The organism is Streptomyces sp. NPDC006283 (assembly GCF_040613325.1).
GTDB lineage: Bacteria > Actinomycetota > Actinomycetes > Streptomycetales > Streptomycetaceae > Streptomyces.
In genome coordinates this window covers 26,905-49,935 of record NZ_JBEXRZ010000026.1, presented here as the reverse complement: position 1 = coordinate 49,935, position 23,031 = coordinate 26,905, and the positions used below count along the sequence as shown (strand labels likewise).

Annotated in this window: 21 protein-coding genes and 1 pseudogene; 11 read left to right on the top strand and 11 right to left on the bottom strand. The window is 71.7% G+C overall.

Annotation, left to right across the window (positions count from 1 at the left end):
* Positions 1 to 1,541: 1,541 nt before the first annotated feature.
* The 5 genes and pseudogenes from ABZ070_RS08580 to ABZ070_RS08560 form a co-directional block, all read right to left on the bottom strand.
* A complete protein-coding gene (locus tag ABZ070_RS08580; protein ID WP_356631369.1) occupies positions 1,542 to 2,027 on the bottom strand; it encodes a hypothetical protein in 486 nt (161 codons plus the stop codon).
* Positions 2,028 to 2,458: 431 nt separating this feature from the next.
* Positions 2,459 to 3,557: pseudogene (locus ABZ070_RS08575) on the bottom strand (MerR family transcriptional regulator).
* 182 nt (positions 3,558 to 3,739) lie between these two features.
* Positions 3,740 to 4,396, bottom strand: a complete 657-nt coding sequence (locus ABZ070_RS08570) for a M15 family metallopeptidase (protein ID WP_356631367.1) — start codon at positions 4,394 to 4,396, stop codon at positions 3,740 to 3,742.
* Positions 4,397 to 4,430: 34 nt separating this feature from the next.
* The gene (locus tag ABZ070_RS08565) at positions 4,431 to 5,165 is read right to left on the bottom strand and encodes a response regulator transcription factor (protein ID WP_356631365.1); all 735 of its coding nucleotides are present in this window, start codon (positions 5,163 to 5,165) and stop codon (positions 4,431 to 4,433) included.
* The gene (locus ABZ070_RS08560) at positions 5,162 to 6,349 is read right to left on the bottom strand and encodes a sensor histidine kinase (RefSeq protein ID WP_356631363.1); all 1,188 of its coding nucleotides are present in this window, start codon (positions 6,347 to 6,349) and stop codon (positions 5,162 to 5,164) included. Before ABZ070_RS08560 ends, ABZ070_RS08565 begins: the two co-directional genes overlap by 4 nt.
* 168 nt (positions 6,350 to 6,517) lie before the next feature.
* Between ABZ070_RS08560 and ABZ070_RS08555 the strand changes: the two genes are divergently transcribed.
* Positions 6,518 to 7,477, top strand: coding sequence for a carboxymuconolactone decarboxylase family protein (locus ABZ070_RS08555; RefSeq protein WP_356631361.1), 960 nt, complete (start codon positions 6,518 to 6,520; stop codon positions 7,475 to 7,477).
* Positions 7,474 to 8,304, top strand: a complete 831-nt coding sequence (locus ABZ070_RS08550; protein ID WP_356631359.1) for a class I SAM-dependent methyltransferase — start codon at positions 7,474 to 7,476, stop codon at positions 8,302 to 8,304. Before ABZ070_RS08555 ends, ABZ070_RS08550 begins: the two co-directional genes overlap by 4 nt.
* Here ABZ070_RS08550 and ABZ070_RS08545 read toward each other — a convergent pair.
* Entirely contained in the window at positions 8,282 to 8,884 is a 603-nt protein-coding gene (locus ABZ070_RS08545) for a TetR family transcriptional regulator (RefSeq protein ID WP_356631357.1), read from the bottom strand. The two genes, ABZ070_RS08550 and ABZ070_RS08545, sit on opposite strands and share 23 nt — an antisense overlap.
* Positions 8,885 to 8,888: 4 nt before the next feature.
* The gene (locus tag ABZ070_RS08540; protein ID WP_356631355.1) at positions 8,889 to 10,319 is read right to left on the bottom strand and encodes an amidase; all 1,431 of its coding nucleotides are present in this window, start codon (positions 10,317 to 10,319) and stop codon (positions 8,889 to 8,891) included.
* Between the two features lie 55 nt (positions 10,320 to 10,374).
* On the opposite strand from ABZ070_RS08540, the gene ABZ070_RS08535 reads away from it, so the two are divergent.
* Positions 10,375 to 11,166, top strand: a complete 792-nt coding sequence (locus ABZ070_RS08535; RefSeq protein WP_356631353.1) for an SDR family NAD(P)-dependent oxidoreductase — start codon at positions 10,375 to 10,377, stop codon at positions 11,164 to 11,166.
* Positions 11,167 to 11,259: 93 nt separating this feature from the next.
* Here ABZ070_RS08535 and ABZ070_RS08530 read toward each other — a convergent pair whose 3' ends face one another.
* Positions 11,260 to 12,789 carry an NCS1 family nucleobase:cation symporter-1 gene (locus ABZ070_RS08530; RefSeq protein ID WP_356631351.1) on the bottom strand — a complete coding sequence of 510 codons (1,530 nt, stop codon included), beginning with the start codon at positions 12,787 to 12,789 and terminating at the stop codon, positions 11,260 to 11,262.
* A gap of 119 nt (positions 12,790 to 12,908) precedes the next feature.
* On the opposite strand from ABZ070_RS08530, the gene ABZ070_RS08525 reads away from it, so the two are divergent.
* The 8 genes from ABZ070_RS08525 (at position 12,909) to ABZ070_RS08490 (ending at position 19,985) form a co-directional block, all read left to right on the top strand.
* On the top strand, positions 12,909 to 13,058 hold the full coding sequence (locus ABZ070_RS08525; protein WP_356631349.1) for a hypothetical protein: 150 nt from the start codon (positions 12,909 to 12,911) through the stop codon (positions 13,056 to 13,058).
* A gap of 346 nt (positions 13,059 to 13,404) precedes the next feature.
* Positions 13,405 to 14,106 carry a DUF2470 domain-containing protein gene (locus tag ABZ070_RS08520; protein WP_356631347.1) on the top strand — a complete coding sequence of 234 codons (702 nt, stop codon included), beginning with the start codon at positions 13,405 to 13,407 and terminating at the stop codon, positions 14,104 to 14,106.
* Positions 14,107 to 14,142: 36 nt separating this feature from the next.
* Positions 14,143 to 14,862, top strand: coding sequence for a siderophore-interacting protein (locus ABZ070_RS08515; protein ID WP_356631345.1), 720 nt, complete (start codon positions 14,143 to 14,145; stop codon positions 14,860 to 14,862).
* An 84-nt stretch (positions 14,863 to 14,946) separates the two neighbouring features.
* Positions 14,947 to 15,603 (top strand): isochorismatase family protein, encoded by a 657-nt coding sequence (locus ABZ070_RS08510; protein ID WP_356631343.1) that lies wholly within the window; start codon positions 14,947 to 14,949, stop codon positions 15,601 to 15,603.
* Positions 15,604 to 15,683: 80 nt separating this feature from the next.
* The gene (argC, locus tag ABZ070_RS08505) at positions 15,684 to 16,715 is read left to right on the top strand and encodes an N-acetyl-gamma-glutamyl-phosphate reductase (RefSeq protein ID WP_356631341.1); all 1,032 of its coding nucleotides are present in this window, start codon (positions 15,684 to 15,686) and stop codon (positions 16,713 to 16,715) included.
* A complete protein-coding gene (argJ, locus tag ABZ070_RS08500) occupies positions 16,712 to 17,863 on the top strand; it encodes a bifunctional glutamate N-acetyltransferase/amino-acid acetyltransferase ArgJ (RefSeq protein ID WP_356631339.1) in 1,152 nt (383 codons plus the stop codon). Before argC ends, argJ begins: the two co-directional genes overlap by 4 nt.
* Positions 17,864 to 17,883: 20 nt before the next feature.
* The gene (argB, locus tag ABZ070_RS08495) at positions 17,884 to 18,807 is read left to right on the top strand and encodes an acetylglutamate kinase (protein WP_356631337.1); all 924 of its coding nucleotides are present in this window, start codon (positions 17,884 to 17,886) and stop codon (positions 18,805 to 18,807) included.
* Positions 18,804 to 19,985 (top strand): acetylornithine transaminase, encoded by a 1,182-nt coding sequence (locus ABZ070_RS08490; protein ID WP_356631335.1) that lies wholly within the window; start codon positions 18,804 to 18,806, stop codon positions 19,983 to 19,985. The genes argB and ABZ070_RS08490 overlap by 4 nt, the downstream gene beginning before the upstream one ends.
* An 87-nt stretch (positions 19,986 to 20,072) precedes the next feature.
* On the opposite strand, the gene ABZ070_RS08485 is transcribed toward ABZ070_RS08490, so the two are convergent.
* From ABZ070_RS08485 to ABZ070_RS08475, 3 genes are all read right to left on the bottom strand, one after another.
* Positions 20,073 to 20,573 carry a GNAT family N-acetyltransferase gene (locus ABZ070_RS08485; protein WP_356631373.1) on the bottom strand — a complete coding sequence of 167 codons (501 nt, stop codon included), beginning with the start codon at positions 20,571 to 20,573 and terminating at the stop codon, positions 20,073 to 20,075.
* A 137-nt stretch (positions 20,574 to 20,710) separates the two neighbouring features.
* A complete protein-coding gene (locus ABZ070_RS08480) occupies positions 20,711 to 21,409 on the bottom strand; it encodes a 4'-phosphopantetheinyl transferase superfamily protein (protein WP_356631333.1) in 699 nt (232 codons plus the stop codon).
* 37 nt (positions 21,410 to 21,446) lie between these two features.
* The gene (locus ABZ070_RS08475; protein WP_356631371.1) at positions 21,447 to 23,027 is read right to left on the bottom strand and encodes an amidohydrolase; all 1,581 of its coding nucleotides are present in this window, start codon (positions 23,025 to 23,027) and stop codon (positions 21,447 to 21,449) included.
* Positions 23,028 to 23,031: the final 4 nt, after the last annotated feature.

Sequence of the window (23,031 nt, the reverse complement as noted above, 5' to 3'; positions counted from 1 at the left end):
ATCGTCGGGGCGCCCGCGACGCGGGTCAGGAAGACCGTCGCCGCGTTCGGGCCGTGGGGCTTCACCTTGCGGCGGACCTCTTCCGGTTCCACCGCTGGAGTACAGCTCCTCGGAGGTGCTGTACGCGATCGTCTCGTAGCGTGTGGTGCGGAGCGACGGGGTGGCTCTGCACCGTCGTGCGCAGGGGAAGCGGCCGGACACAACAACCCCTTGCAGAAGAGGCGGCCGGGGGCAGCATGGTGAGACAGCCGCGGGTTGACCCCGCAACTGCTGAGCGGGGAAGGCGGCTTGCGCCGGCCGATCCCGACTCTGGTGTCCCCGCGATGTGGATTCCAGAGCCGTAATCAACCGCAATGCGGCCACTGTCCGCGCCTCGATCGTTCAAAGGAGCTGTAGCTGCGCGGGACGCCACTGCCCTGCACTGGCCATGTAGGGGTGTTTCAGCAACCGCGGGCAACAAGACGGCCCCGGGCCAAACGAACGGGGCCGTACCGGCCCGGCGGAGTTGGGGCGTGCTCCCGGTTCACATCCGCTGTGAACCGGGCGCTACGCCTGTGGCTGGAGGGCTACGCGGAGAAGGGGTACGTCGATGGTGGGGATGGCCAGTCCCCAGTGCCGGTCGGCTGCCTGGACGGACACAAGCCGGAACTGGTCGCGTTTGATCCTGTGGCTGCCGGGTCCGGTCACCGGGATGACACCGAAGACATGGAAAGGAGGCAGCACAGGAGTGTGGGGGCTACCAGGCCGGCCGAGGATGCCGGCAGGCGTCCAGCAGATCGCCGGGCTTGAGGCCGGATCGAGGATCAAGTAACCATGCCGGAAGCAGCCCTCGTCCCGGACAAACGCAACGACGGCCCTCGCCTGGCCGGCGCGGAGTGCCTCGATGTCCGCGGCGGACCGCTGCGGCGCCGCGCCCAGAAGCGCCTCGATCGCCCGGCCGGGATGCCGCAGCAGATCACCAGAACTCAGCGTTCCCGCTGCTCGTTGTACACGCCGTCCCACCGGCCCCTCCCCGTCCTCGGCAGCCTCTCGACCACACCGCGCAGACTTTCGTCAGACCGTACGTACCGGGCCGGCTGCTCCCGAACCATGATTGGCGCCTCAGCCGATGGCTTCTCCTCCGGCGGTGTGCCGGCGCGGGCAGTTTTCCGCGACGAATGGTGACACGTGTTGCTCGACCGGTTCGACGAGTGCGCCTGCGGCCAGGGAGAGGCGGTCCGGCGACGGGTCGCCATCTTGCAGGGCGTGCACGTACGCGATGGCCTGAGCAGGATGCAACCCTGGCACCCGTTGCCGGAGCAGACGCACGGCATGCAGCCTTCCTCGCTCGGCCGCCGTGTCGCGCAGTTGTCATGGAGTTCTTGCACTGCACTGCGTCAAGGCGCTCCCCGGATCCGCTCGCGGTAGTCCGCCCTCAGGCCGCGGTCACCCAGGAGACCGCGCCGACCTCGTGGAGACCACCATCGACACGGTCGACGAGATACGGGCCGCCCCCACCAGCACCATGCCCGGTGTCCGGGACGGCACATGACAGCCCTGCCTCAGTCTTCACTCACCTGCAGCAGCACGACAACAAGCCCATTTGCAGCACCTGCAACAACCCCGTCGAAGGTCAGCCGGGTCACGGGCGTCCATGCTCGGACGCCGACGGAGGAGTCCTCGACGTTCGTCCACCACCGCGAGTCATCGCCCAAAAGCTTCACCACGCCCTCAGCGGCTCGAGGCGCATGGGCACGGCTGCGCCGAAGCTGCCCAGAAAACACCAAGTCCTCAGTCGACAAATAGGTCATCAGCTCACCCGCGCACTGTCCCGTCGTTTCAACGAGCGCGTCAGCGACCTCCGCCGGCGAGTCCGGGCCCTCGGCCCCGGGCACGGCATAACGGGCCCATGCCCTCTGAGCTTTCACGGCGAGCCGGTGGACCTCCTCAGCAACGGCATCCACGCCCGCGGGGGCCACTCGCCCATAGACGCGCTCCCCATCGGTCAGCGACCCCACCAGTTTCCGCAGCTCCGTCCTGATATCCATGTGGCCCGTGATCCCCGAGCACCTCCCTGCCGCCGCCCTTACCAGAACAGTGTCGCCCCTGCGGCCGGCCAGGCGGCGGCGAGTATGCCCACCGCATCTCAGCCGCTGAGGCCGATCTCCTTGCAGACGGCGAACGGGCCGCTCGTGCTGCCGGTCGCCTTGTAGAGCCGGGCATGTCTGCATTGTCGACGGCGACCACGCCGGGCCAGCCGTCGCCGGTGAAGTCACTGTCGCCGGCCAGGTGACGATAGATTGGCAGCCGGATCCGATGCTGGCCTTGGCGGCGGAGGAACATCAGCCAGGCCGTGGTGATCCGGCTCGTCGAGGCGCCGAACGCGTGAGCAAGAAGTGGACGACGCAGGACGAGGTTGAGGGACTGCAGACCGGCGGGCTGATCAGGAGTCGCCATGACGCTGACGCTGCGACGTGGTTCACGCCATGAGCAGGCGGAGGCCGAGATCTGCCGCGTCGAGGTCGGCGAGGTCGCTGTTGCGCTCGGTCCACCGACCGGAGCCGAGGTCGTCGCTGAGGCGTCGCACCGCCCGCTGCTCGGCCTCCGGCCCGACCCTCGTCCACACCGACATCGCACGGCGCACGTGATCCTCCAGATACGCCCCCGGTCGACGCCAGTACGCCTCGAACAGGCCGTCAGCGCAGTCCCACGGGATGGGCACCGGCTCGACGCGGGCGCCGATCGCATCGGCCATCCCGGCAAGCGAGGGAAATTCCGCGAGGACGGCGGCGAACTCGGGCAGATAGTCGCGGGTGAGCCAGAACCGGTCCTGCCATCCGGGCTCGTCGGTGTCGAACGTGAGCACCACCACGCCGGCGGGCCACGCGCCGCATCTCGCACAGCCCCGCTATCGGGTGCCCCCAGTGGTGAACGGTGGAGACGGCCATCGCGACGTCGAAGGACTGGTCCTCGAACGGCAGGCTCTCCGCGGCGGCGGCCACGCACGGCGCCGAGCCGGGAGGCCGCTGCCCTCGCATGACCGCCGCTGGCTCCACCGCGGTGACGTCGCGATCAGCAGGCTCATAGGAGCCGGTGCCGGCCCCGACGTTCAGCACCGTCTGCGCGTCCCCGAGCGCGTCCCAGATCTGCGCGGCGATCCGCGGATCAGTACGCCGTGTCGCGGTGTAAGCGTCGCCGATCGCGTCGTACAGCCGTGGGCCGAGCATCTCCAGCTGCTCCTCCGGCGTCACCTTCAGTCCCTTCGCCCGTGCCTCAAGTTCCCTGTCGATGGCCGCCACCATGGCGTCAGCGCGATCACGCCGCTCCAGCAGCAGGCCGCGCAGTCGGCGCAGGTGCGCGACCGCGTCGGTGGACGGGTCGTCGACCAGTTCTGCAACCTCCCGCAGCCCGAAGCCCAACCGCCGGTATGCCAGCACCTCGCGCAGTCGCTCAACGTCGCCCGTCGAATAGGCCCGGTACCCGGCCGCGGTCCGCGCCGAAGGCCGAACGAGCTTGATCTCGTCGTAGTGATGCAGCGTGCGGACGCTCACGCCGGCCAACTCGGCCACGCGTCCCACGGTCCAGTGATCGTCCACGGCACCGACTATGCAGCCTGACGCCACGTGAGGGTCAAGACCCCTGCTCACGGCAGCAAGAGCCGAACGTGAAGCAGCGGTCCGAGGCGACTCCTCGAGCCGGAGCGATGGTCAGGTTCGGAGAAGCTTGTGTCGGATGCCCGGAGCGCCCTGATGGACGTTCGCTAGGTGCCGTCGGCCGAGAAGTGCTGGTAGTCGGGCGGGGACCAGTGGCCGCCCCATTCCCAGCCGGCCTCGTTCATCGCGACGGTGACGGCGTCGCCGGGCCTGAGCATGCCCTTGGTGCGCCGGTCGCGGTCCAGGTGCTGCTTGCCGGCCGGGGGGTGGATGGCGCCGGCGCGGTCCACGTACGGGTTCTCCACGGGGTTGATGTCGATGGCGTCGCCGTAGGAGTGCCGCGACAGGTGGCTGGAATCGCCGGTGACGCGGCGGCAGTTGAAGGCGGAGGTGTTGTCGTCCGCCATGGCCGACGCGTCGCTGCCGCCGTACTCGGCCATGCCGCGCATGCGGTGGATGGGGAAGCGTTCCTCGAAGGCCTTGCCGAAGACGCGGAGCACGGGCCGGACCACGTCCTGATGCACGATCAGCTCGCCTCGGTGGATGCGCCCGTCGAAGCCCCAGTGGTTCATCTCGATCAGCCGCAGTCGGGACGGCGGCACCGGGCAGCCGGGTTCATGGCTCGCGCCGAGCCGGGCCGCGGAGACCTCGCTGACGGTGGCCGACAGCCGCGGGACGGCGGCCTGGGACGCCTGCGCGGGCAGCAGGCCGAGCGGCAGCCCCGCGGCCAGCACGAAGGGGAAGCATCGGCGAGCGATATGCACCCTTTCAGGGTAATTTTGGGGTGGCGGGCCCGCATCAAGGGCCGACGCTTGGTGGCCCTGCGCCGCGAGGCCCGGCGTCCGCGCGGCGGGGCTGCTCACGCCGGCCGAGCTGCTCACGCGGTTCGACGAGGCCCGATTCGTAGGCGAAGACGACCAGTTGGGCCCGGTCCCTCGCGCCGAGCTTCGTCATCGCGCGGCTGATGTGGGTCTTGGCGGTGAACGGACTGATCACCATGTGGGCGGCGATCTCCTCGTTCGTCAGCCCGCGCGCCGCCAGCGCCGTGACCTCGCGTTCACGGCGGGTGAGCGCTGCCATACCGGGCGTGTTCGACCGGTCCGGAGGGCGGGTGACGAACTCGCCGATCAGCCGGCGGGTAATGGCCGGTGACAGCAGCGCGTCACCGCGGGCGGCGACGCGCACGGCCTGCAACAGTTCCTCGGGTTCCATGTCCTTGAGCAGAAAACCCGCCGCCCCGGCGCGCAGCGCGTCGAGGACGTACTCGTCCAGGCCGTAGTTGGTGAGGATGACGACGTGCACGCCCGCGAGAAGCGGGTCGGCGGCGATGTGCCGGGTGGTCTCGATGCCGGTCATCACGGGCATCTGCACGTCAATGAGGGCTACGTCGGGGACGTGGCGCCGGACCAGGTCGAGGCCCTGCTGCCCGTCGGCGGCCTCGGCAACGACCTCGATGCCGTCCTCGGCGTCCAGCAGGGCGCGGAAACCGGCTCTCATGAGTGCCTGGTCGTCGACGATCACCACCCGGATCACAGTGCCTCCGCGGCGACGGCGTCGGCGGGGCCGGCAGCGGCAGCCGCCGGCCCCCCGGCGGAGGCCACGGAACCGGCGTCCCGCGGAAGGCGGGCGTGCACCGTGAAGCCTCCTTCGGGCCGTGGCCCCGTGGCCAAGGTGCCGCCGAGGGCGGTGACACGTTCCCGCATGCCGGTCAGCCCGGTGCCGGCCACGACCGGGGTGTCCGGTGCCGCGGGTCCGTCGTCCTCGACGGTCACGGTCACCTCGTCCGGCCCGTGGACGATGCGGACCTCGGTTCTGGCCCGGTCGGCGTGCCGGGCGACGTTCGTCAGGGCCTCCTGGACGATCCGGTAGGCGGCACGGTCCGCCTCGGCACGCAGCGGCCGTTCCTCGCCGCCGACGGTGACGTCGACGGCGATGCCCGCTGCCCGTGCCCGGCCGACGAGTTCACCGATGCGCGCCAGCCCGGTGCCGGCCGCCGGCTCCTCTGTGCGCAGGATTTCGAGGGTCGAACGCAGCTCCCGCATGGCCTCGCCGCTCGCCTCCTGGATGGCCAGCAGCGCGGCCGGCACCTCGTCGCCCCTCTTGCGAGCCAGGTGCACGGCCACTCCGGCCTGGAGTTTGACGATCGAGATGGAGTGGGTGAGCGAATCGTGCAACTCCCGGGCGATCCGCAGCCGTTCCTCGCCCGCGCGGCGCAAGGCCGCCTCTTCCCGTCCCCGTTCTGCCTCGAGGGCCCGCTGCTCGGTCTGGCGCAGATACGCCTGCCAGTTCTTGTCGATGAGCCCTGTCACGCCGGCGCACAGGAACCAGCCGACCAGCAGCAGTGTGCGCTCGACGGTGTCGGCGGTGTTCGGGTCGGCGGCGAAGAACACGGCCAGGAACAGCGCGCTCGCCGCGATGCCGGCCCTGCGCCGCCCGCTGCGCGCCGCCGCGTGCACGGCGGCGAGGACGGGGAAGGCCGCCCAGGATCCGGGCTGCGCGTGGACGACATAGACGAGCATGCAGGCGGTGCTGAGCGCGAGCACGGTGCGCGGGACGCGCCGGTGGCCGGCGAGGGCGAGGGAACCGGCCACGATCAGCAGCACGTCGAGAGCGCCGGGCGCCGGGTCCGCCGCGTACGCGGCGACGGTCACGGCGGCCGCGATCACGCCCGCGAGCACCGTGTCGAGCAGGGTCTCTCTCACCCCTGGATCCGCCATGAACGCCAGCCTATGTCGGCGCCACGGCCGCGCGCCTCGTCCTGTGAGACCCCTTTCGCACTACTCCCGGGGCAGTAGTCGCCGGGCGCGCCCACCCGCCCGGATCAGAGGGCAATGCCTCCGGCCGTACGACGACCGGGGCTTGGTGCGCGGGTCAGCATCGACGCCATGACCACAGCCTTCCGTTTCACCGATCCTCCGCCGCCGTCCACCGCGACCGGCGTGACCGCTGACGTGTACGCCCAGTTGGCCTCCGACTTCGGAATCGCGCGTGCCTCGACCTTCGTGGTGCTGTCCGAGTCTCCCCCGCTGCTCACCGGCGCGTGGGCGTTGCTGCGCGAATCCCTGCTGGCCGGGCGGGTCTCCCGTACGGCGAAGGAACTCGTCGCGACGGGCGTGTCGTTGGCCAACCGCTGTCCGTTCTGCGTGGACGCGCACACGGTGCTGCTGCACGCCACCGGAGACCATGTGCTCGCCGAACGGATCGCGCGCGGCGAGGAGCCGGCGGATCCGGAGCACCAACGGCTGCTGGCGTGGGGCAGGGACATCCGGGGTCCGCGGCCGTTTCCCGCCGAGCAGACCGCCGAACACTTGGGGACCGCGCTCACGTTCCACTTCATCAACCGGATCGTCTCGGCGCTGCTGGTCGAGGACATGCTGCCCCGCGGCGCGCAGAAGTACCGGGTGGTGCGCAGCGCGGCGGGGCGGTCCCTGGCACGTACCGTGCGCCGCGAACTGCGGCCCGGGGAGAGCCTGAAGCTGCTGCAGACGTCGGGCCCGGAGCCCAGGTGGGCGGCCGGCCAGGCGGTCGGTACGGCGTACGGGGCGCTGCGCGAGGCGGCGCTGATGGGCGCCGGACTGCTGTCCGACGACGATCAGGCGCTGGTGCGAAAGACGGTCGCCGCCCACGACTGCGTCAATCATCCATCGCTGTCGGCCGATTGGCTGCCGGCCCGGGAGGACCGACCGGGGGCGCGGCTGGCCCTGCTCGCCGCCCTCGCACCGTACCGGATCACGCAGGAGGACGTGACCGCCTGGCGCACCTCTCGGCACACGGGCCACTGCCTGGTCCATCTGGTCGCCTACGGGGCGATGACCGCTGTCGAACGCATCGAGGAGCAGCTGTGAGCACGATCGTGAACACCGGGCAGGCCGCGGCGTGGAACGGTCCGGTGGGGCAGCACTGGGCGGAGCACCACGACCGCTACGACGCCATGCTGGCGTCCTTCGACGCGGCACTCTTCGAGGCGGCGGCCGTCAAGGAGCGTGACCGGGTTCTGGACATCGGATGCGGCAGCGGGGCGACGACCCGCCGCGCCGCCGGGCTGGCCGTCCACGGCCGGGTGACGGGCGTCGACATCTCCGAGCCGCTGCTCGCCCGGGCGAGAGCGGAATCCGAGGGCATCATGAACGTCGGCTACGAATGGGGCGACGCCCAGGTCCACCCGTTCCCCGCGGGCGGCCACGACGTGGCGATGAGCCGGGGTGGGGTGATGTTCTTCGCCGACCACATCGCCGCTCTCGCGAACATCGGGAGGGCGCTGCGGCCGGGCGGACGGCTGGCGTTCATCTGCCCGCAGCCGGCCCAACCGGACGGGGAGGAGGCGCGGGCCCTCGGCCTGCTGGCTTCACTGCTGTCCGCGCCCGCGCCTCGTGCGCCGGAGGGCGTCGACCTCGCCGCGGCGATGGCCTCGCTGTCGGCCCCGGACCGGATCCGGGCGGTCCTGGAGGCGGCCCGGTTCGAGGACGTCGTCGTCACCGGGGCCCTGGCGCCCACCTGCTGGGGCGCGGACGCCGAGGACGCCGTCGACTTCTACGTCTCGCGGCATCCGGGCGCAACGGTGCCCGAGACGGCCCGGGCCGCGATGCGTGACGCGTTGCGCCCCTACGAGACGGGGCGGGGCGTCCTGTTGAGGGCGGGGGTGTGGGTGGTCACTGCCCGGCGGGCAGGCTGAGCGCCTCGGGTCCCACCGCGCCGCGCGCGAGCAGCAGCAGGGCGTCCACCAGATCCTCCGCGGGTCCACCGGTGGCGAGCCGGCGCAACTGAAGCCCCATCACCAGGGCGACCGTCGTCGCGGCGAGCCGCTCCGCGTCGGGGACGCCGAGGCCGGTGAGGATCTGGGCGGCGAGCCGGTCGTAGGCCGCGAAGGCCTCGGCGGCGGCCTCCCGCAGGCGGTCGTCGCGGCCGGCCTCGACATACAGCTCGAACGTCGCGATGTGACCGTTGTCGAAGCCCATGCCCCCCGCGACCTGGCCGGCGAGGGCCGCGGCGCCCGCGATGTCGATGCCCTCGCTCCGGCACCCGTCGGCCAGCTCGGTGAAGCGGCGGGTCTCGTCGCGCACGAAGTGCAACAGGCTCTCGCGCAGGAGTTCGTGCTGCGTCTCGAAGTGGTACGTGACCGAGCCGAGCGAGACTCCTGCCTCTTTGGCTATGCGCCGATTGGTCACTGCCGCAACACCGTCCCTGCCGATGATGAGCAGGACGGCTTCTATGATGCGCTGCCTGGTGGGCGTGGAACGGGCGGCGGTGGACATGCCGTCATTGTCCCATCGGAACGCTTTCGCTGGTCGCGGGGGTGGGCGGGCGCTTCTCGTACCACCGCAGCTCGGCCTCGAGCTGGGCGGCGAGGGAGATGAGCCGTTCCTCGCCGCCTTCCGGCCCGAGCAGCTGGGCCCCGACGGGGAGGCCGTCGCGGGTGAAGCCGGCCGGCACGTTCACGCCGGGCCAGCCGAGGACGTTCCAGGGCCATGCGTACGGGCAGGCGGCGGCGATGCCGACGTCCGTGCGCTGCGCCGACAGTCCGTCGAAGGCCCCGATGCGCGGCGGCGGGGTGGCCGTGCTGGGGGTGAGCAGGACGTCGTAGCGGTCGAAGAACCCGCCGATCCTGCGGTGTTGCGCAGCCTCGCGGGCGCGGGCCGCGCGCACGGCACGGCCGCCGAGCCGGTGGCCGGAGCGGGTGGAGGACCGGGTGCGGGCGTCGAGGAGCGAAGGGTCGGGGTGCCGGTCGGCGTACTCGGCGATGCCGGTGGCGGCGCGCGGCAGGAAGCTGAGGCCGATGAGACCGTAGCGGGGGCGGGCCTCTTCCACCTGGTGGCCGAGACGGGCGAGGATCTCCGCGAGGTCGGTGACCGCCCGCCGTACCTCCGGGTGCGGGCGGGCGCCGGTGAGGGTGAGCGGCGGGCGCAGGGCGAGCGCGACGCGCAGTCGGCCGGGGTCGCGGCGCGCGGCGGCCGAGGCGTCAATGGCGTCGGGCTGGAAGGGGTCGTCGGGGTGCGCGCCGGACGCCGCGTCGAGCAGCAGGGCCGCGTCGGCGACGGTCCGGGCGAGGGGCCCGTTGACGGTGAGGCCCTGGAAGCAGTCGGCGTACGGGTGGACGGAGACGCGTCCGCGCTGGGGCTTGATGCCGACGAGGTGGGTCCAGGCTGCCGGGATGCGGATGGAGCCGGCGCCGTCGGATCCGAGCGCCGCGGGCACGAGGCCCGCGGCGACGGCGGCGGCGGACCCGCCGGACGAGCCGCCGGGGGTGTGGTCCGTTGACCAGGGGTTGCGGGTGGCGCCGAAGGCGGGGCCTTCGGTGAAGGGCCACTGGCCGAGTTCGCAGGAGTTGGTCTTGCCGACGACGACGGCGCCGGCGGCGCGCAGCCTGCGGACGGCCTCGCCGTCGGCCGTGGCTTCCGGGATGTCGCCGGGGCAGCCGAAGTAGGTGGGAATGCCGGCGACATCGGTGTCGTCCTTGACGGCGATCGGTACCCCGAGCAGGGGCAGGCGCTCCCCTGCGAGGAGCCGCCGGTCGGCGTCCCGCGCCTCTTCGAGGGACTGCTCGAACCGGACGGTGCGGAAGGCGTTGATGGTGCCCTGCGTCGCCTCGATTCGGGCGAGTGCGCCCATGACGAGCGCCTCCGACGTCGTCTCGCCGGCCGCCAAGGCCCTGATGTGTTCCGCCAGCCCGGTGAATTCGTCTGTGGACACGCTGCGACCGCCTCCCTATTGTTCGTTCGAACGAACAGAACTGGAGGGTAACCAGATGCGGATCACCGGAGCAACCGTTCTGCTCACCGGAGTGACAGGCGGTATCGGCGCCGCGCTCGCCGCCGAACTCGCCGCCCGTGGGGCAAAGTTGATCGTCAGTGGCCGCCGTGCCGAGGCCCTCGAACCGCTCGCGGAGCGCCACGGCGCCCGCGCGGTCGTCGCCGATCTGGCGGAAGCGGCCGATGTGGAACGGCTCGCCGAGGAGGCCGCCGGTACCGACATCCTGATCGCCAATGCCGCCCTGCCCTCCAGCGGCGATCTGCTCGACTACACCCCCGAGCAGGTCGACCGCGCCTTCGCCGTCAACCTGCGCGCCCCCGCCATGCTCGCGCGTCTGCTCGCCCCTGCCATGGTCGAGGCCGGCAGCGGTCATCTCGCCTTCGTCGGTTCCATCTCGGGCAAGGCCGCGACGAAGTCGGCGTCCCTCTACAGCGGGACGAAGTTCGGTCTGCGGGGCTTCGCGCTCGGGCTGCGCCAGGACCTGCACGGCACGGGCGTCGGCGTGTCGATCGTCCAGCCCGGCTTCGTGCGGGACGTCGGCATGTTCGCCGCGACCGGCGCGAAGCCCCCGGCGGGCATGCGGACAGTGTCGCCGCGGCAGGTCGTCGCCGGGGTGGTACGGGCCGTGGAGCGCGATGTCGCCGAAATCAACGTCGCGCCGGTGGAGTTGCGGTTGCTGAGCGCGATCGCCGGTCAGTTCCCGGGCTTCGCCGAGCGCGTACAGCGCGGCGGCGCCGGCGACCGCACCCTGCGCCAGGTGGTGGCGGCCCAGCGCGCCCGTCGCTGAGCCGCTCCCACACGTGCATCGCCGCCGAGCGCGGAGCCGCTCCCACGCCTGCGTCGTCGGGCTTCTCCGCCCGGCGCGGAGCCGCTCTCACGCCTATTTCGTCCGACGACTCCGCCCGGCTCCCATCAGCGCCACGTACAGCCCCAGCGACGCCGCGAGGCCCACCGCCCAGCCGTAGTCGGCGAGCGGCCTCAGGAAGGGGATCAGTCCGTCCTCGGGGAAGGGGCCCTTGCCCGGGGCGGAGTGGGAGCCGCCCACCGCGAGCACCCCTCCCACCACGAACGCGGCGACCGCGCGCAGGTTCCAGCCGGCGGTGTACCAGTAGCGGCCGCCGGGCGTGTACAGCGCGGGCAGGTCCAGGACGGTGCGGCGCAGCAGCCAGTAGTCGGCGATGAGGATGCCCGCAACCGTGCCGAGCAGCCCGCCGACCAGCCCGAGCCAGGTGAAGATGTACAGCTCGGGCGTCGCGGTCAGCTTCCAGGGCATGATCAGCACCCCGACGACGCCCGTGATGAGCGCTCCGGTGCGGAAGTTGACGAACGAGGGCGCCAGGTTGGCCAGGTCGTACGCCGGTGAGACGACGTTGGCCGCGATGTTCACGGAGATCGTGGCGATGAGCACGGTCACCAGAGCGAACAGCAGCCCGAAGACGTTGTCGGTCTTGGCGGCCAGTTCGACGGGGTCCCAGACCGCCGCGCCGTACACCGCCTGCGAGCCGGAGGTGACGAACACCGACAGCAGCGCGAACAGCGTCATGGTGGTGGGCAGGCCGAGCGTCTGGCCCCAGACCTGGGCGCGTTGACCGGCGCCGAAGCGGGTGAAGTCGGGAATGTTCAGGGAGAGCGTGGCCCAGAAGGCGATCATGCCCATCAGGGAAGGGAAGAAGACCGGCCAGAAGTCGGCGCCCCAGCCCAGCCGCGACGGCTGGTCGAGCAGCGGACCGAGGCCGCCCGCCTTGACGGCGATCCACCCGAGCAGCACCAGCGCGCCCACGATCACGAACGGCGCGGCCCAGTTCTCGAAGCGGCGAAGGGCTTCCATGCCCCGGTAGATGATGGCGAGTTCGAGCACCCAGAAGAGCAGGAAGCAGACCCACAGCGTCCACGGCTGGCCACCGAACTTCGCCGCCTCGGCCCAGCCGCCGAAGATCTTGCCGAGCAGGACGAAGATTCCCTGGCCGCCGATCCAGGTCTGGATCCCGAACCAGGCGCAGGCCACCCCGGCCCGGATCATCGCGGGCAGGTTCGCGCCGCGCAGCCCGAAGGAGGCGCGGGCGAGGACCGGGAAGGGGATGCCGTACTTGGGGCCGGCGTGCCCGGTCAGCAGCATCGGCAGCAGCACGATGACATTGGCCAGGGCGATGGTGAAGACGGCCTGTTTCCAGTCCATGCCGAGCGCGACCAGGCCGGAGGCGAGCAGCCAGGAGGGGATGTTGTGGGCCATGCCGACCCACAGGGCCGCGAAGTTGTACGTGGTCCAGCGGCGGCGGGCGACGGGCACCGGCAGCAGGTCGTCGTTGACGAAGCGGCTGTCGGGGAAGGTGGTGCCCGGTGGCAGTTCGACGCGTCCGGACGGGTCGGGCACGGGTCCTGACGGGGGCACGGGCGGGACGGTCGCGGTCATGACGGGCAGGACCCCCTCATTCGGATCAGGCCGGATCAGCGGTTCAAGGCCGGTTCAGGACCGGGTGATCTCCGCGTCGTGCGCGTCGATCACCGGGATTCCTTCGCTTCGTGCAGGGTGTGAACGGCGAACTGACCGACGCCCAGGGCACGCAGTGCCTCGCGCCGGCGGGTGTGCGTCTGGGCCGGTCCGAGCAGACAGAACCGGTCGGCGATCTCGTCGGGGCCAAGCCCGTGGACGGGTTGCCGGCGCGGCGGCTGTCATCGTAGCGGCGCCGTGGCCGGATGTAAGTGGTCCGCGCGTCGGGAAACATGCGCGAGTCCTCGTTCGAGGCGGCGCATCCGCGCGTTTCGCACCTCGCGGCTCGTTCACACCGCATGGACACACCCAGTCAGGTAAGGTTAGCCTTACCTGGCTCAAGGGGGTTGTGGCTCACTCCGGAGGAGGAACGCCGCACCGATGCCGGTGCGCGAACCCTGCATTCCGCTTTTCGGACCACCACCGGAACGAGGCGAGTCATCACCTCGACCGCCCTGCCCGCTCCGTCGGGAGCGGCACCCTGCGCCGCCTCCACTTGAGGGCGCACCGATTCAACCCGCACCACATGGAGTCCAGTTGAGCACCGCCGCCGCGACACCGCCGACCGAGCCGACCGCGCCGACCGCGGCGGAACAGGTCCGCTCCGTCATCGCCCGCGCCGTCTCCTTGTCCCTCACCACGCAAGGCCAGGCATACGACCTGATCGGCATGCACTCCGTGAGCCGCAGGGGCCGGATCACGCTGCACCCGCAGGCCGACAGCCCGCTCGCCGCCCAGGTGGAGCACGCGCCGCGCGGCAGTCTCGCCGCCCTGCTGGAGTTCACGGACATCACCCCGACCGCGACACGCGCCCGCGTGCGGGCCCGGGTCAGGGTCTCGGGGTGGCTGGCACCGGACAGGCGCGGCGACGCCACAACGCTGCGCCTCGACACCGCGCGCGTCACGCTGAGCACGCCGGCCGAGACGGTCGAGGTGGGGCTCGACGAGATGACACTGGCCTCCCCCGATCCGCTCGCGATCGAGGAGGCGGAGATGCTCACGCATCTCGCCGACGCACACGAGGACATGCTGGCCGGGCTCGTGGCGCTCGCCGGGCCCCACGTACCGCGGGGCTTCACCCGAGCCGTGCCGCTGGCCCTCGACCGTCACGGCATCACACTGCGCTGCGAATACCGCATTGGCCACTGCGACGTGCGCCTGCCGTTCCCGGTACCCGCCCGGAACGCCGCGGAAGCGGGCGAGCAGATCAACCGACTCCTCGTGCCTCAACTCGGCTGAGGCGCAACCCGTCATCACGAACTGCAGGGAGACAGAGTGGGACACGGCTGGCAGGGCACCGTCCTCAAGCTCATGCGCGGCAAGGACTTCACCTTCACCGTCCGATCGAACGAGCGGCTTTCGGAGCGACTTCACCGCCTGTCCTTCACGGACGGCGGAATGCTCCGCGCCACGGGAGTCCATCCGACCATGTGGGTGCGCCTGTGGTTCGACAACGGCGACCGTCCTCACCAGCGCGCCTACACGCTCGTCGACCCCGACCCCGCCACGGGGACGTTCGGCATGGACTTCGCCCTCCATCCCGGCCGGGCGAGCGACTGGGCCCGCTCGGCGCGCCCCGGCGACACCATCGAGGCGACGGTGCAGGGCTCGGAGTTCACCGTGCCCGACCCTCTGCCGTCCCGGCTCCTCGTCGTCGGCGACGCGGCGTCCCGCCCGGCCATCGACTCACTGCTCGACGCCATGCCACTGACCCCGGCCACGGTCTGGTACGAGACCTCCCACCCCCGCGACAGCGACCACACCCCGAGCCGCGGCAGCGCGACGCGCGAGGTCATCCGGCTGCCGCGCCAGGACCAGGGCGCCCACCTAGTCGAGACGGTCCGTGCGGCCCTCGCGGAGCGCATGGACGACTCGTCCTACCTCTGGATCGCCTGCGACACCGCCACCACCCGCGCACTCGCTTCCTTCGCCCGCAAGCAGCTCGGCATACCGAAGGAGCGGCTGCACGCCCTGGGGTACTGGAAGGCCGACTGAGCGAACCCCACTTCGATAAGTTAGGTTAGGCTTAGCTAAGTCAGCTCGATGGTGCGCATGCACGTCATCCGGGGAGGGGCAGTCATGGGCTTGCCAGTCATCGCGTCGTATCCGTTGCCGGACCGCACCGAACTCCCCGCGTCGTGCGCCTCGTGGGACATCGACCCCGACCGGGCGGCACTTCTCGTCCACGACATGCAGAACCATTTCGTACGGGCGTTTCCGCCGGACAAGTCGCCTGTCGAGGGCATGGTCCGCAACATCGCCGCCCTGCGTGAGCTCGCCGGATCACTCGGCATGCCGGTGATCTTCAGCGCAGAGCCGGCGGCCCAACTCCCCGGACAGCGCGGGCTCGTGGCGGACGTCTGGGGTCCCGGCATCGGCGACGAGCCCGACGCCGCTGCCATCATCGCCCCGCTGGCCCCGCGCCCCGGCGAACATCTGCTGGCGAACGTGCGCCACAACGCCTTCCTCCGCAGCCATCTGGGCAGACTGCTGCGCCTGGAGAGGCGGGACCAACTGATCATCTGCGGTGTGCACGCGCACCTCGGTGTCCTCCTGACAGCCGCCGACGCCTTCATGAACGACATTCAGCCCTTCGTGGTCGCGGACGCCGTGGCCGACTTCTCCGCGGAGGAACACACCATGGCCCTGCGGTGGGCGGCCAGGAGCGGCGTGGTCTGCACGACGGACACACTCCTGCGGGACCTGCTCCTCCAGAAGGCGACGAGGAACGCGTAACAGCCCTCCTCGTCGGCCTCCCCGGACACGAGCTCCGCCCTGCAGGAGCTCCTTCTCACACAAAGAAAGACGGAACGAAGATGACCGTACGGGTCGCGGTGGCCGGGGCCAGTGGCTACGCCGGCGGTGAACTGCTGCGCCTCCTGGCCGCCCATCCCGGCGTGGAGATCGGGTCCCTGACGGCCCACAGCAGTGCGGGGCGCCGGGTCGGGGACACACACCCGCATCTCGGCTCGCTCGCCGACCGCACGCTGGAGCCGACCTCCGCCGAGGCCCTGCGCGGACACGACGTCGTGTTCCTCGCCCTCCCGCACGGTGAATCCGCGCCGCTCGCACGCGCTCTCGGCGACGACATCCTCGTCGTGGACTGCGCCGCGGACTTCCGGCTGCGGAGCGCCGCCGAGTGGAAACGCTTCTACGGCTCCGAGCACGCGGGAACGTGGCCGTACGGGCTTCCTGAACTGCCCGGCGCCCGCACCGAGTTGTCGGGGAGCCGCCGAATCGCCGTACCCGGCTGCTACCCGACGGCGGTCACGCTGGCACTGTTCCCCGCTTTCGGCGCCCGCCTCGTGGAGCCGGAGGCAGTGATCGTCGCGGCCAGTGGAACGTCGGGCGCGGGCCGGGCGCTCAAGCCGCACTTGCTCGGCGCCGAGGTGATGGGCTCCATGAGCCCGTACGGAGTCGGGGGCGGCCACCGGCACACGCCCGAGCTGACGCAGAACCTCTCCCTGGTGGCGGGCGAACATGTCACGGTCTCCTTCACCCCGACGCTCGCTCCCATGCCCCGGGGCATCCTCGCCACGTGCTCGGCGCGCCTGCGGGCGGACGCGACCACGCAGGCCCAGGCGCGCGCGGCCTACGAAGCCGCGTACGCCGACGAGCCGTTCGTGCGGCTGCTGCCGCCCGGACAGTGGCCTTCGACCGCAGCCGTGGCCGGCTCCAACACCGCGCAGGTTCAGATCGCCGTGGACCCGGACTCCGGTCGGCTGATCTGCGTGAGCGCCATCGACAACCTGACGAAGGGCACCGCCGGTGGCGCGGTGCAGTGCATGAACGTCGCCCTCGGCCTGCCGGAACGGCTGGGCCTGCCCACGAATGGAGTCGCTCCGTGAGCGTGACCGCTGCCCGTGGATTCCTTGCCGCCGGTGTGGCCGCCGGCATCAAGGAGTCCGGTGACCGTGATCTGGCCCTCGTGGTGAACCGAGGACCGTCGCGCGCCGCCGCCGGCGTCTTCACCTCCAACCGTGTGCAGGCCGCGCCCGTGCGCTGGTCCCGTCGCGCCCTGGCCGACGGCCGCATCTCGGCCGTCGTCCTCAACTCCGGCGGCGCCAACGCCTGTACGGGGCAGGCGGGCGCCGCCGACGCACAGCTGATGGCCGAGTGCACGGCAGGCGCCCTTGACGTGGACCCGAACGAGGTCGCGGTGTGCTCCACCGGTCTCATCGGCGTCCCGCTGCCGATGGAGCGGGTCACAGCGGGCATCGACACCGCCGCGGAGCGAGTGTCGGCCGACGGCGGCCAGGACGCGGCCGTCGCCATCAAGACGACCGACTCGGTGCACAAGACCGCCGTGGTCACCCGGAACCGCTGGACCGTGGGCGGTATGGCCAAGGGCGCGGGCATGCTCGCCCCCGGTCTCGCCACCATGCTGGTCGTCCTCACCACGGACGCCGACGTCGACGCGGCCGCTCTGGACTCGACGCTCCGTGAGGCGGTGCGCACCACCTTCGACCGGGTGGACTCCGACGGCTGCATGTCCACCAACGACACCGTGCTGCTGCTCGCGTCGGGCGCCTCGGGAGTCGCACCCGATCCCTCTGAGTTCGCCGAGGCCGTGCACGCGGTGTGCCTGGATCTGGGGCAGCAGCTGGTGGCCGACGCCGAGGGCGCGTCCAAGGAGATCGAGGTGGCCGTCGTCGGCGCGGCCTCGGAGGCGGACGCCGTGGAGGTGGGCAGGTCGGTGGCACGCAACAACCTCCTCAAGTGCGCGCTGCACGGGCAGGACCCCAACTGGGGGCGGGTGCTGTCCGCGATCGGGACCACGTCGGCCGCCTTCGACCCCGACAGCCTGGGCGTGGCGATCAACGAGGTCTGGGTGTGCCGGAACGGCGCGGCGGGCGAGTCCAGGGACAAGGTCGACCTGTCGGGCCGCCGGATCACGATCACGGTGGATCTGTGTGCTGGCGACTCCTCCGCAAAGATCTGGACCAACGACCTCACCGCCGAGTACGTCCACGAGAACAGCGCGTACAGCTCATGAACGGGCAGGGGACGACACCGATGAGATCGCTCCCGGCCGACCGGCCCGCCGCGGCCGCCGCGGCCGCCGGCCTGACGGTCGCCGACCTGCCGTGGCTGGAGGAGCTCCAGGGCCGCACGGTGGTCGTCAAGTTCGGCGGCAACGCCATGGTGGACCCCGCGCTGCACCGGACGTTCGCCCAGGACGTCGTGGAGCTGTGGCACGCGGGACTGCGTCCGGTCGTCGTGCACGGCGGCGGCCCGCAGATCAGCGCGATGCTCGACCGCCTCGATCTGGAGGTCCGGTTCGAGGCGGGGCTGCGGGTGACCACGCCCGAGACCATGGACGTGGTCCGCATGGTGCTGACCGGCCAGGTGCAGCGGGATCTCGTGGGCGCCCTCAACGCCCATGGCCCCTTCGCCGTGGGCATGTCGGGCGAGGACGCTCACACCATGACCGCCGTACGGCGCCCGGCGTTGGTGGACGGACGGCCGGTCGACATCGGGCTCGTCGGAGAGGTGGTGGCCGTGGAGCCCGCCACAGTGCGCACCCTGCTCGACGAGGGCCGCATCCCCGTCGTCTCGCCCGTCGCACGCGGTGCGGAGGGGGAGGTGTACAACGTCAACGCCGATCTCGCGGCGTCGGCACTGGCCGTCGCGCTCGGCGCGGAACGGCTGGTGGTGCTGACCGACGTCGAGGGGCTGTACGCGGACTGGCCGCACAGCACCGAGGTGATCGGCCGGCTCACGGCCGGTGAACTGGACGCGCTTCTCCCGGGGCTCGCGAGCGGCATGCTCCCGAAGATGGAGGGCTGTCTGCGGGCGGTGCGTGCGGGGGTCCGCAAAGCCCATGTGCTGGACGGCCGGGTGCCGCACGCGCTGCTGCGCGGCGTCTTCGCCGAGGAGGGCCCGGGCACGACGGTCGTCCCGGACGAGGCCCCCGACGACAAGGAGAACCGCACGTGACCGCCGAAGACAGCGCCGTATCACTCGCGGACCGCTGGAGCGCCGTCATGATGAACACGTACGGCACTCCGCGGCCGGCGCTCGTCCGCGGTGAAGGCAGCACGGTCTGGGACGAATCGGGCCGTGCCTACACGGACTTCACCGGCGGGATCGCGGTCAACACACTCGGGCACGCGCATCCCGCCGTGGTCGAAGCGGTCACCGCCCAGGTCTCCCGGCTGGGGCACGTGTCGAACCTCTTCGTCTCGGAGCCGGCCGTCGCCCTGGCGGAGCGGCTGTCGGCCCTGTTCGGGCGGCCGGGCCGGGTGTTCTTCGCCAACTCGGGTACGGAGGCGGTGGAAGCGGCCTTCAAGATCGCGCGGCGGACCGGGCGCACCCACATGGTCGCCGCCGAGCAGGGGTTCCACGGTCGCACCATGGGCGCTCTGGCCCTGACCGGGCAGGCCGCCAAGCGCGACGCGTTCCTGCCGCTGCCCGGTGAGGTCACGCACGTACCCTTCGGAGACGTCGAGGCCCTGCGCGGCGCCGTCACCGAGGACACCGCGGCCGTCGTCCTGGAGCCGGTCCAGGGCGAGGCGGGGGTGGTGCCGGCGCCGCAGGGGTATCTCCGGGCGGCGCGCGAGATCACACATGCCACGGGGACACTGCTGGTCCTGGACGAGGTGCAGACGGGCATCGGCCGTACGGGGCACTGGTTCGCCCATCAGTCGGTGCCCGGCCTGGCTCCCGACGTGGTGACCCTCGCGAAGGGTCTCGGCGGCGGACTGCCGATCGGCGCCACCCTGGCGTTCGGGAAAGCGGCGGATCTGCTCGGCCCCGGGGACCACGGGTCGACCTTCGGCGGCAACCCCGTGGCATGCGCGGCCGGGCTCGCCGTGCTGGAGACCGTCGAGGCGGAGAATTTGCTTCCGCAGGTCGTACTCAAGGGTGCTGAACTGCGACGTGGCATCGAGGAGTTGAGGCACCCCCTCGTGCGGGAGGTGCGGGGCGCGGGCCTGCTGCTGGGTGTCGGCCTCGCCGAACCGGTGGCGGCACGTGTCCAGCGGGCCGCTCAGGACGCGGGGTTCCTGGTCACCGCGACGGGCACGTCGACCGTGCGCCTGGCTCCGGCCCTGACGGTCATGGAGGAGGAAATCGCCGCACTGGTGAAGGAGTTGCCCGGCATTCTGGGCGCCTGACGCGGGCGGTCGCCACAACGGGCAGGGACCGAGCCGGACGGCTCGAGCCCTGCCCGTTGTCATGCCTTCCGTACGCGTGGGCCGTGTTCAGAGAACACAGGCGAAGACCTTGGCGTTGCGTCGCGGGTCCAGGGACCGCGCCCAGGTCTTCGGGGCGAGGTGCGGGGAGACCTCGACGAAGCCGTGGTGGAGGAAGAGCCGGCCGCTTCCGGTCGTCGCGGTGAACAGCGCGTCGAGTTCCCGCGCACGGCTTTCGGTCAGCGCCGCGGACAGGAGTTGTGCGCCCAGCCCGCTGCCCTGGCTGCGCTGTGCGACACAGAAGTTGTACAGGACTCCGGTCACCCGCGCCTCGCGCGTCGTCTCGGGGTGCTGACGGAGCGCCAGGCAGCCGTCCAGTGTTCCGTCGGGAGCCTCGGCCACCAGGAAGTCCGTGGCGTGCCAGGCGTAGACCTGGAACGGCCGGGCTCTCAGTGCACCGGAGCGGACGAACGGCTCGGAGAGAGCAGCGAGCGCCGCGGCGTCCTGGGGGCGGGCGGAGCGCACCGGCAGAACGGGGACGGAAGACGTCGGGCGGGGCGCGTCGGACAGCAGCGTGGCGGGGCGCGGCGTGGCCGTGATCAAGGCGTTCCTTCCTCGGCTCCACCGTGCGAGGCGCCCTCTTGGTGCGCCGTGCCGCCCCGGTGGAACACTATCAAGCAAAGGTTAGCCTTACCTTAGTAGATCACTCAAGTCGCCTCACCCGTAAGGACCGCACAGGCGGCGGCATAACCCGGCGGGCATGCCACGTCGGTCACAGTCCACTCGGGCACGGCCCCCGGAGCCCGGCCCGTGCCCACATACGTCACTGACGGCAGCTCCCCGAGGCCGATGCCGACGCCCTTCAGGTACGCCTCCTTGCGGGACCAGCAGCGGCCCACCGCCGCGCGGAACTCCGGCCGGGGCAGCGCGGCGAGTTCGGCCCGCTCGGCCGGATGCAGCATGGCCGCCACCTCGGCCGCCGCGTCGGCGGCCGGTACCTCCTCGACGTCGACGCCGACCGGTGCGCCGGCGAAGGCGAGCAGCACGGCGTCACCGGCGTGGGAGAGCGAGAAGTGCAGGGGCGCGCCGGGCACGGCGGGCCGGCCGTGCGGCTCTGTGCACCCGGGGCACGGCTCGCGGACGAAGCGTACGGCCGCCGGGTTCTGGTCCAGATAGGCCCCGAGGAGCAGGCGCAGCGCCACGTGCGCTACGCGGTACCGGACTCGGTCGGCGTCCCGCACGAAGGCCTGGCACCGGGCCCGTTCGTCGGGATCGAGCAGCCCCTCCGCCGCAAGGGCCTCGGGCGCATACGCGTTGACCCGCACGGCCCACAGGTGTGTCTCACTCCGCCCGGGCTCCCAGGGTGCGGGCAGAGCGTTCGTGCCCAGCTGCGCCGGATGCGTCACTACCGGCACGGTCGTGCCGGATCGTGCGTGGCGCCGCTCACAGCTTCCGGCCCTCCGTCGCCTCGCGGCCGTCCACGAAGGTCGCGACGACCTCGATGCCGCCGATCCTCGACGGATCGACGCGGCGTGGGTCGTCGCCCAGGACGACGAAGTCGGCGCGCTTGCCGGCGGTGAGGGTGCCGGCGCTGTCGTCCCATCGGGAGGCGTACGCCCCGGCGACCGTGTAGGCACGCAGCGCCTCGTCGACGGTGATCGTCTCCTCGGGCCCGATGAGCTGCCCGGAGAGGGAGGCACGCTCGACCATGAACTGGACGGCCCGCAGCGGCGATCCGTCGGTGACCGGCCGGTCGGAGCTTCCGACGAGTGTGACGCCGTGGTCGAGGAAGGCCCGGCCGCGGTACATCCAGGGCGCGCGCTCCGAGCCCATGATCGCCGCGTAGTCGTCACCGAAGTAGCGCAGGAAGTTGGGCTGGACCACCGCGCTGAGCCCGAGCCGGGCGAAGCGCGGCAGCTGGTCGGGCCGGATGAGCCCGGCGTGCTCGATGCGATGGCGCGCGTCGGGACGGGGCCGCAGCGTCTGTGCCCGTTCCAGGGCGTCCAGGGCGAGGTCCGCGGCCCGGTCGCCGATCGCGTGGACGGCGAGCTGCCATCCCGCGAGGTGGCCGTCGACGATGAGGGAGGTGAGGCGCTCGGGGTCGTCCTGGAGCTGGCCGGTGTGGGTCATGCCCTCGTACGGCGAGGTGAGAGCGGCCGTACGGGCCATCATGCCGCCGTCGGTGTAGATCTTGAGAGCGCCGAGCGACAGCCAGTCGTCGCCGAACCCCGTGCGCAGGCCCAGGTCGAGCGCGCGCGGGATGCCGTCGTGCTCGTGCGCGCCGAGCGGTCGCAGAGTGTCGCCGCCCGGCATGAGCTGGATCCGCAGGGGCAGCCGGCCCTGGTCGCGCAGAAGTTGGTAGGCGCCGAGCTCGACGGGGCTGTGGCCCAGCAGGCCGCCGCCGATGCCGGCCTCGGCGCAGGCCGTGATGCCTTCGGCGAGGCAGACCCGTGCGGCGTGCTCGATGGCGTCGGCGAGCTCTTCCTGGGAGTAGGGCAGGCGCAGGTTCCGTACGGCACCCATCGCGCTCTCCACGAGGACGCCGTCGTCGTGGGGGACGCCGGCCGGCAGCAGGTCGAGCACGGCGCTGTTGACCACGCAGGCATGGCCGGAGTCGTGCATCACGAACACGCGGCGACCGTGGCTGACCCGGTCGAGTTCCGCCGCCCTCAGGTGCCGCCCGAGGACCCGCTGGTCGTAGCCGCCGATGCTCACCCACGCGCCGGGGGCGCGTGTGCGCAGGGCGGCGTCCGCCACGGCGTCGAGGACGTCCTCGACGCTTTCGAGGCCGGCGATGCTCGGGGAGCTCGCCTTGAGGCCCGTCCACGCCAGGTGGACGTGGCTGTCGATGAATCCGGGCAGGACGGTGGCGCCCTGGAGGTCGATCACCTCGCGGGCGGGCAGTGCGGTCACGGCCTCGTCCACGCCCACGATCCGGCCCCGCCAGATGCCCAGGTCACGGGCGACCGGGTGGTCCGGATCCATGGTGAGGATGTGCGCGTTGGTCAGTCTCGTGCACAGCATCATG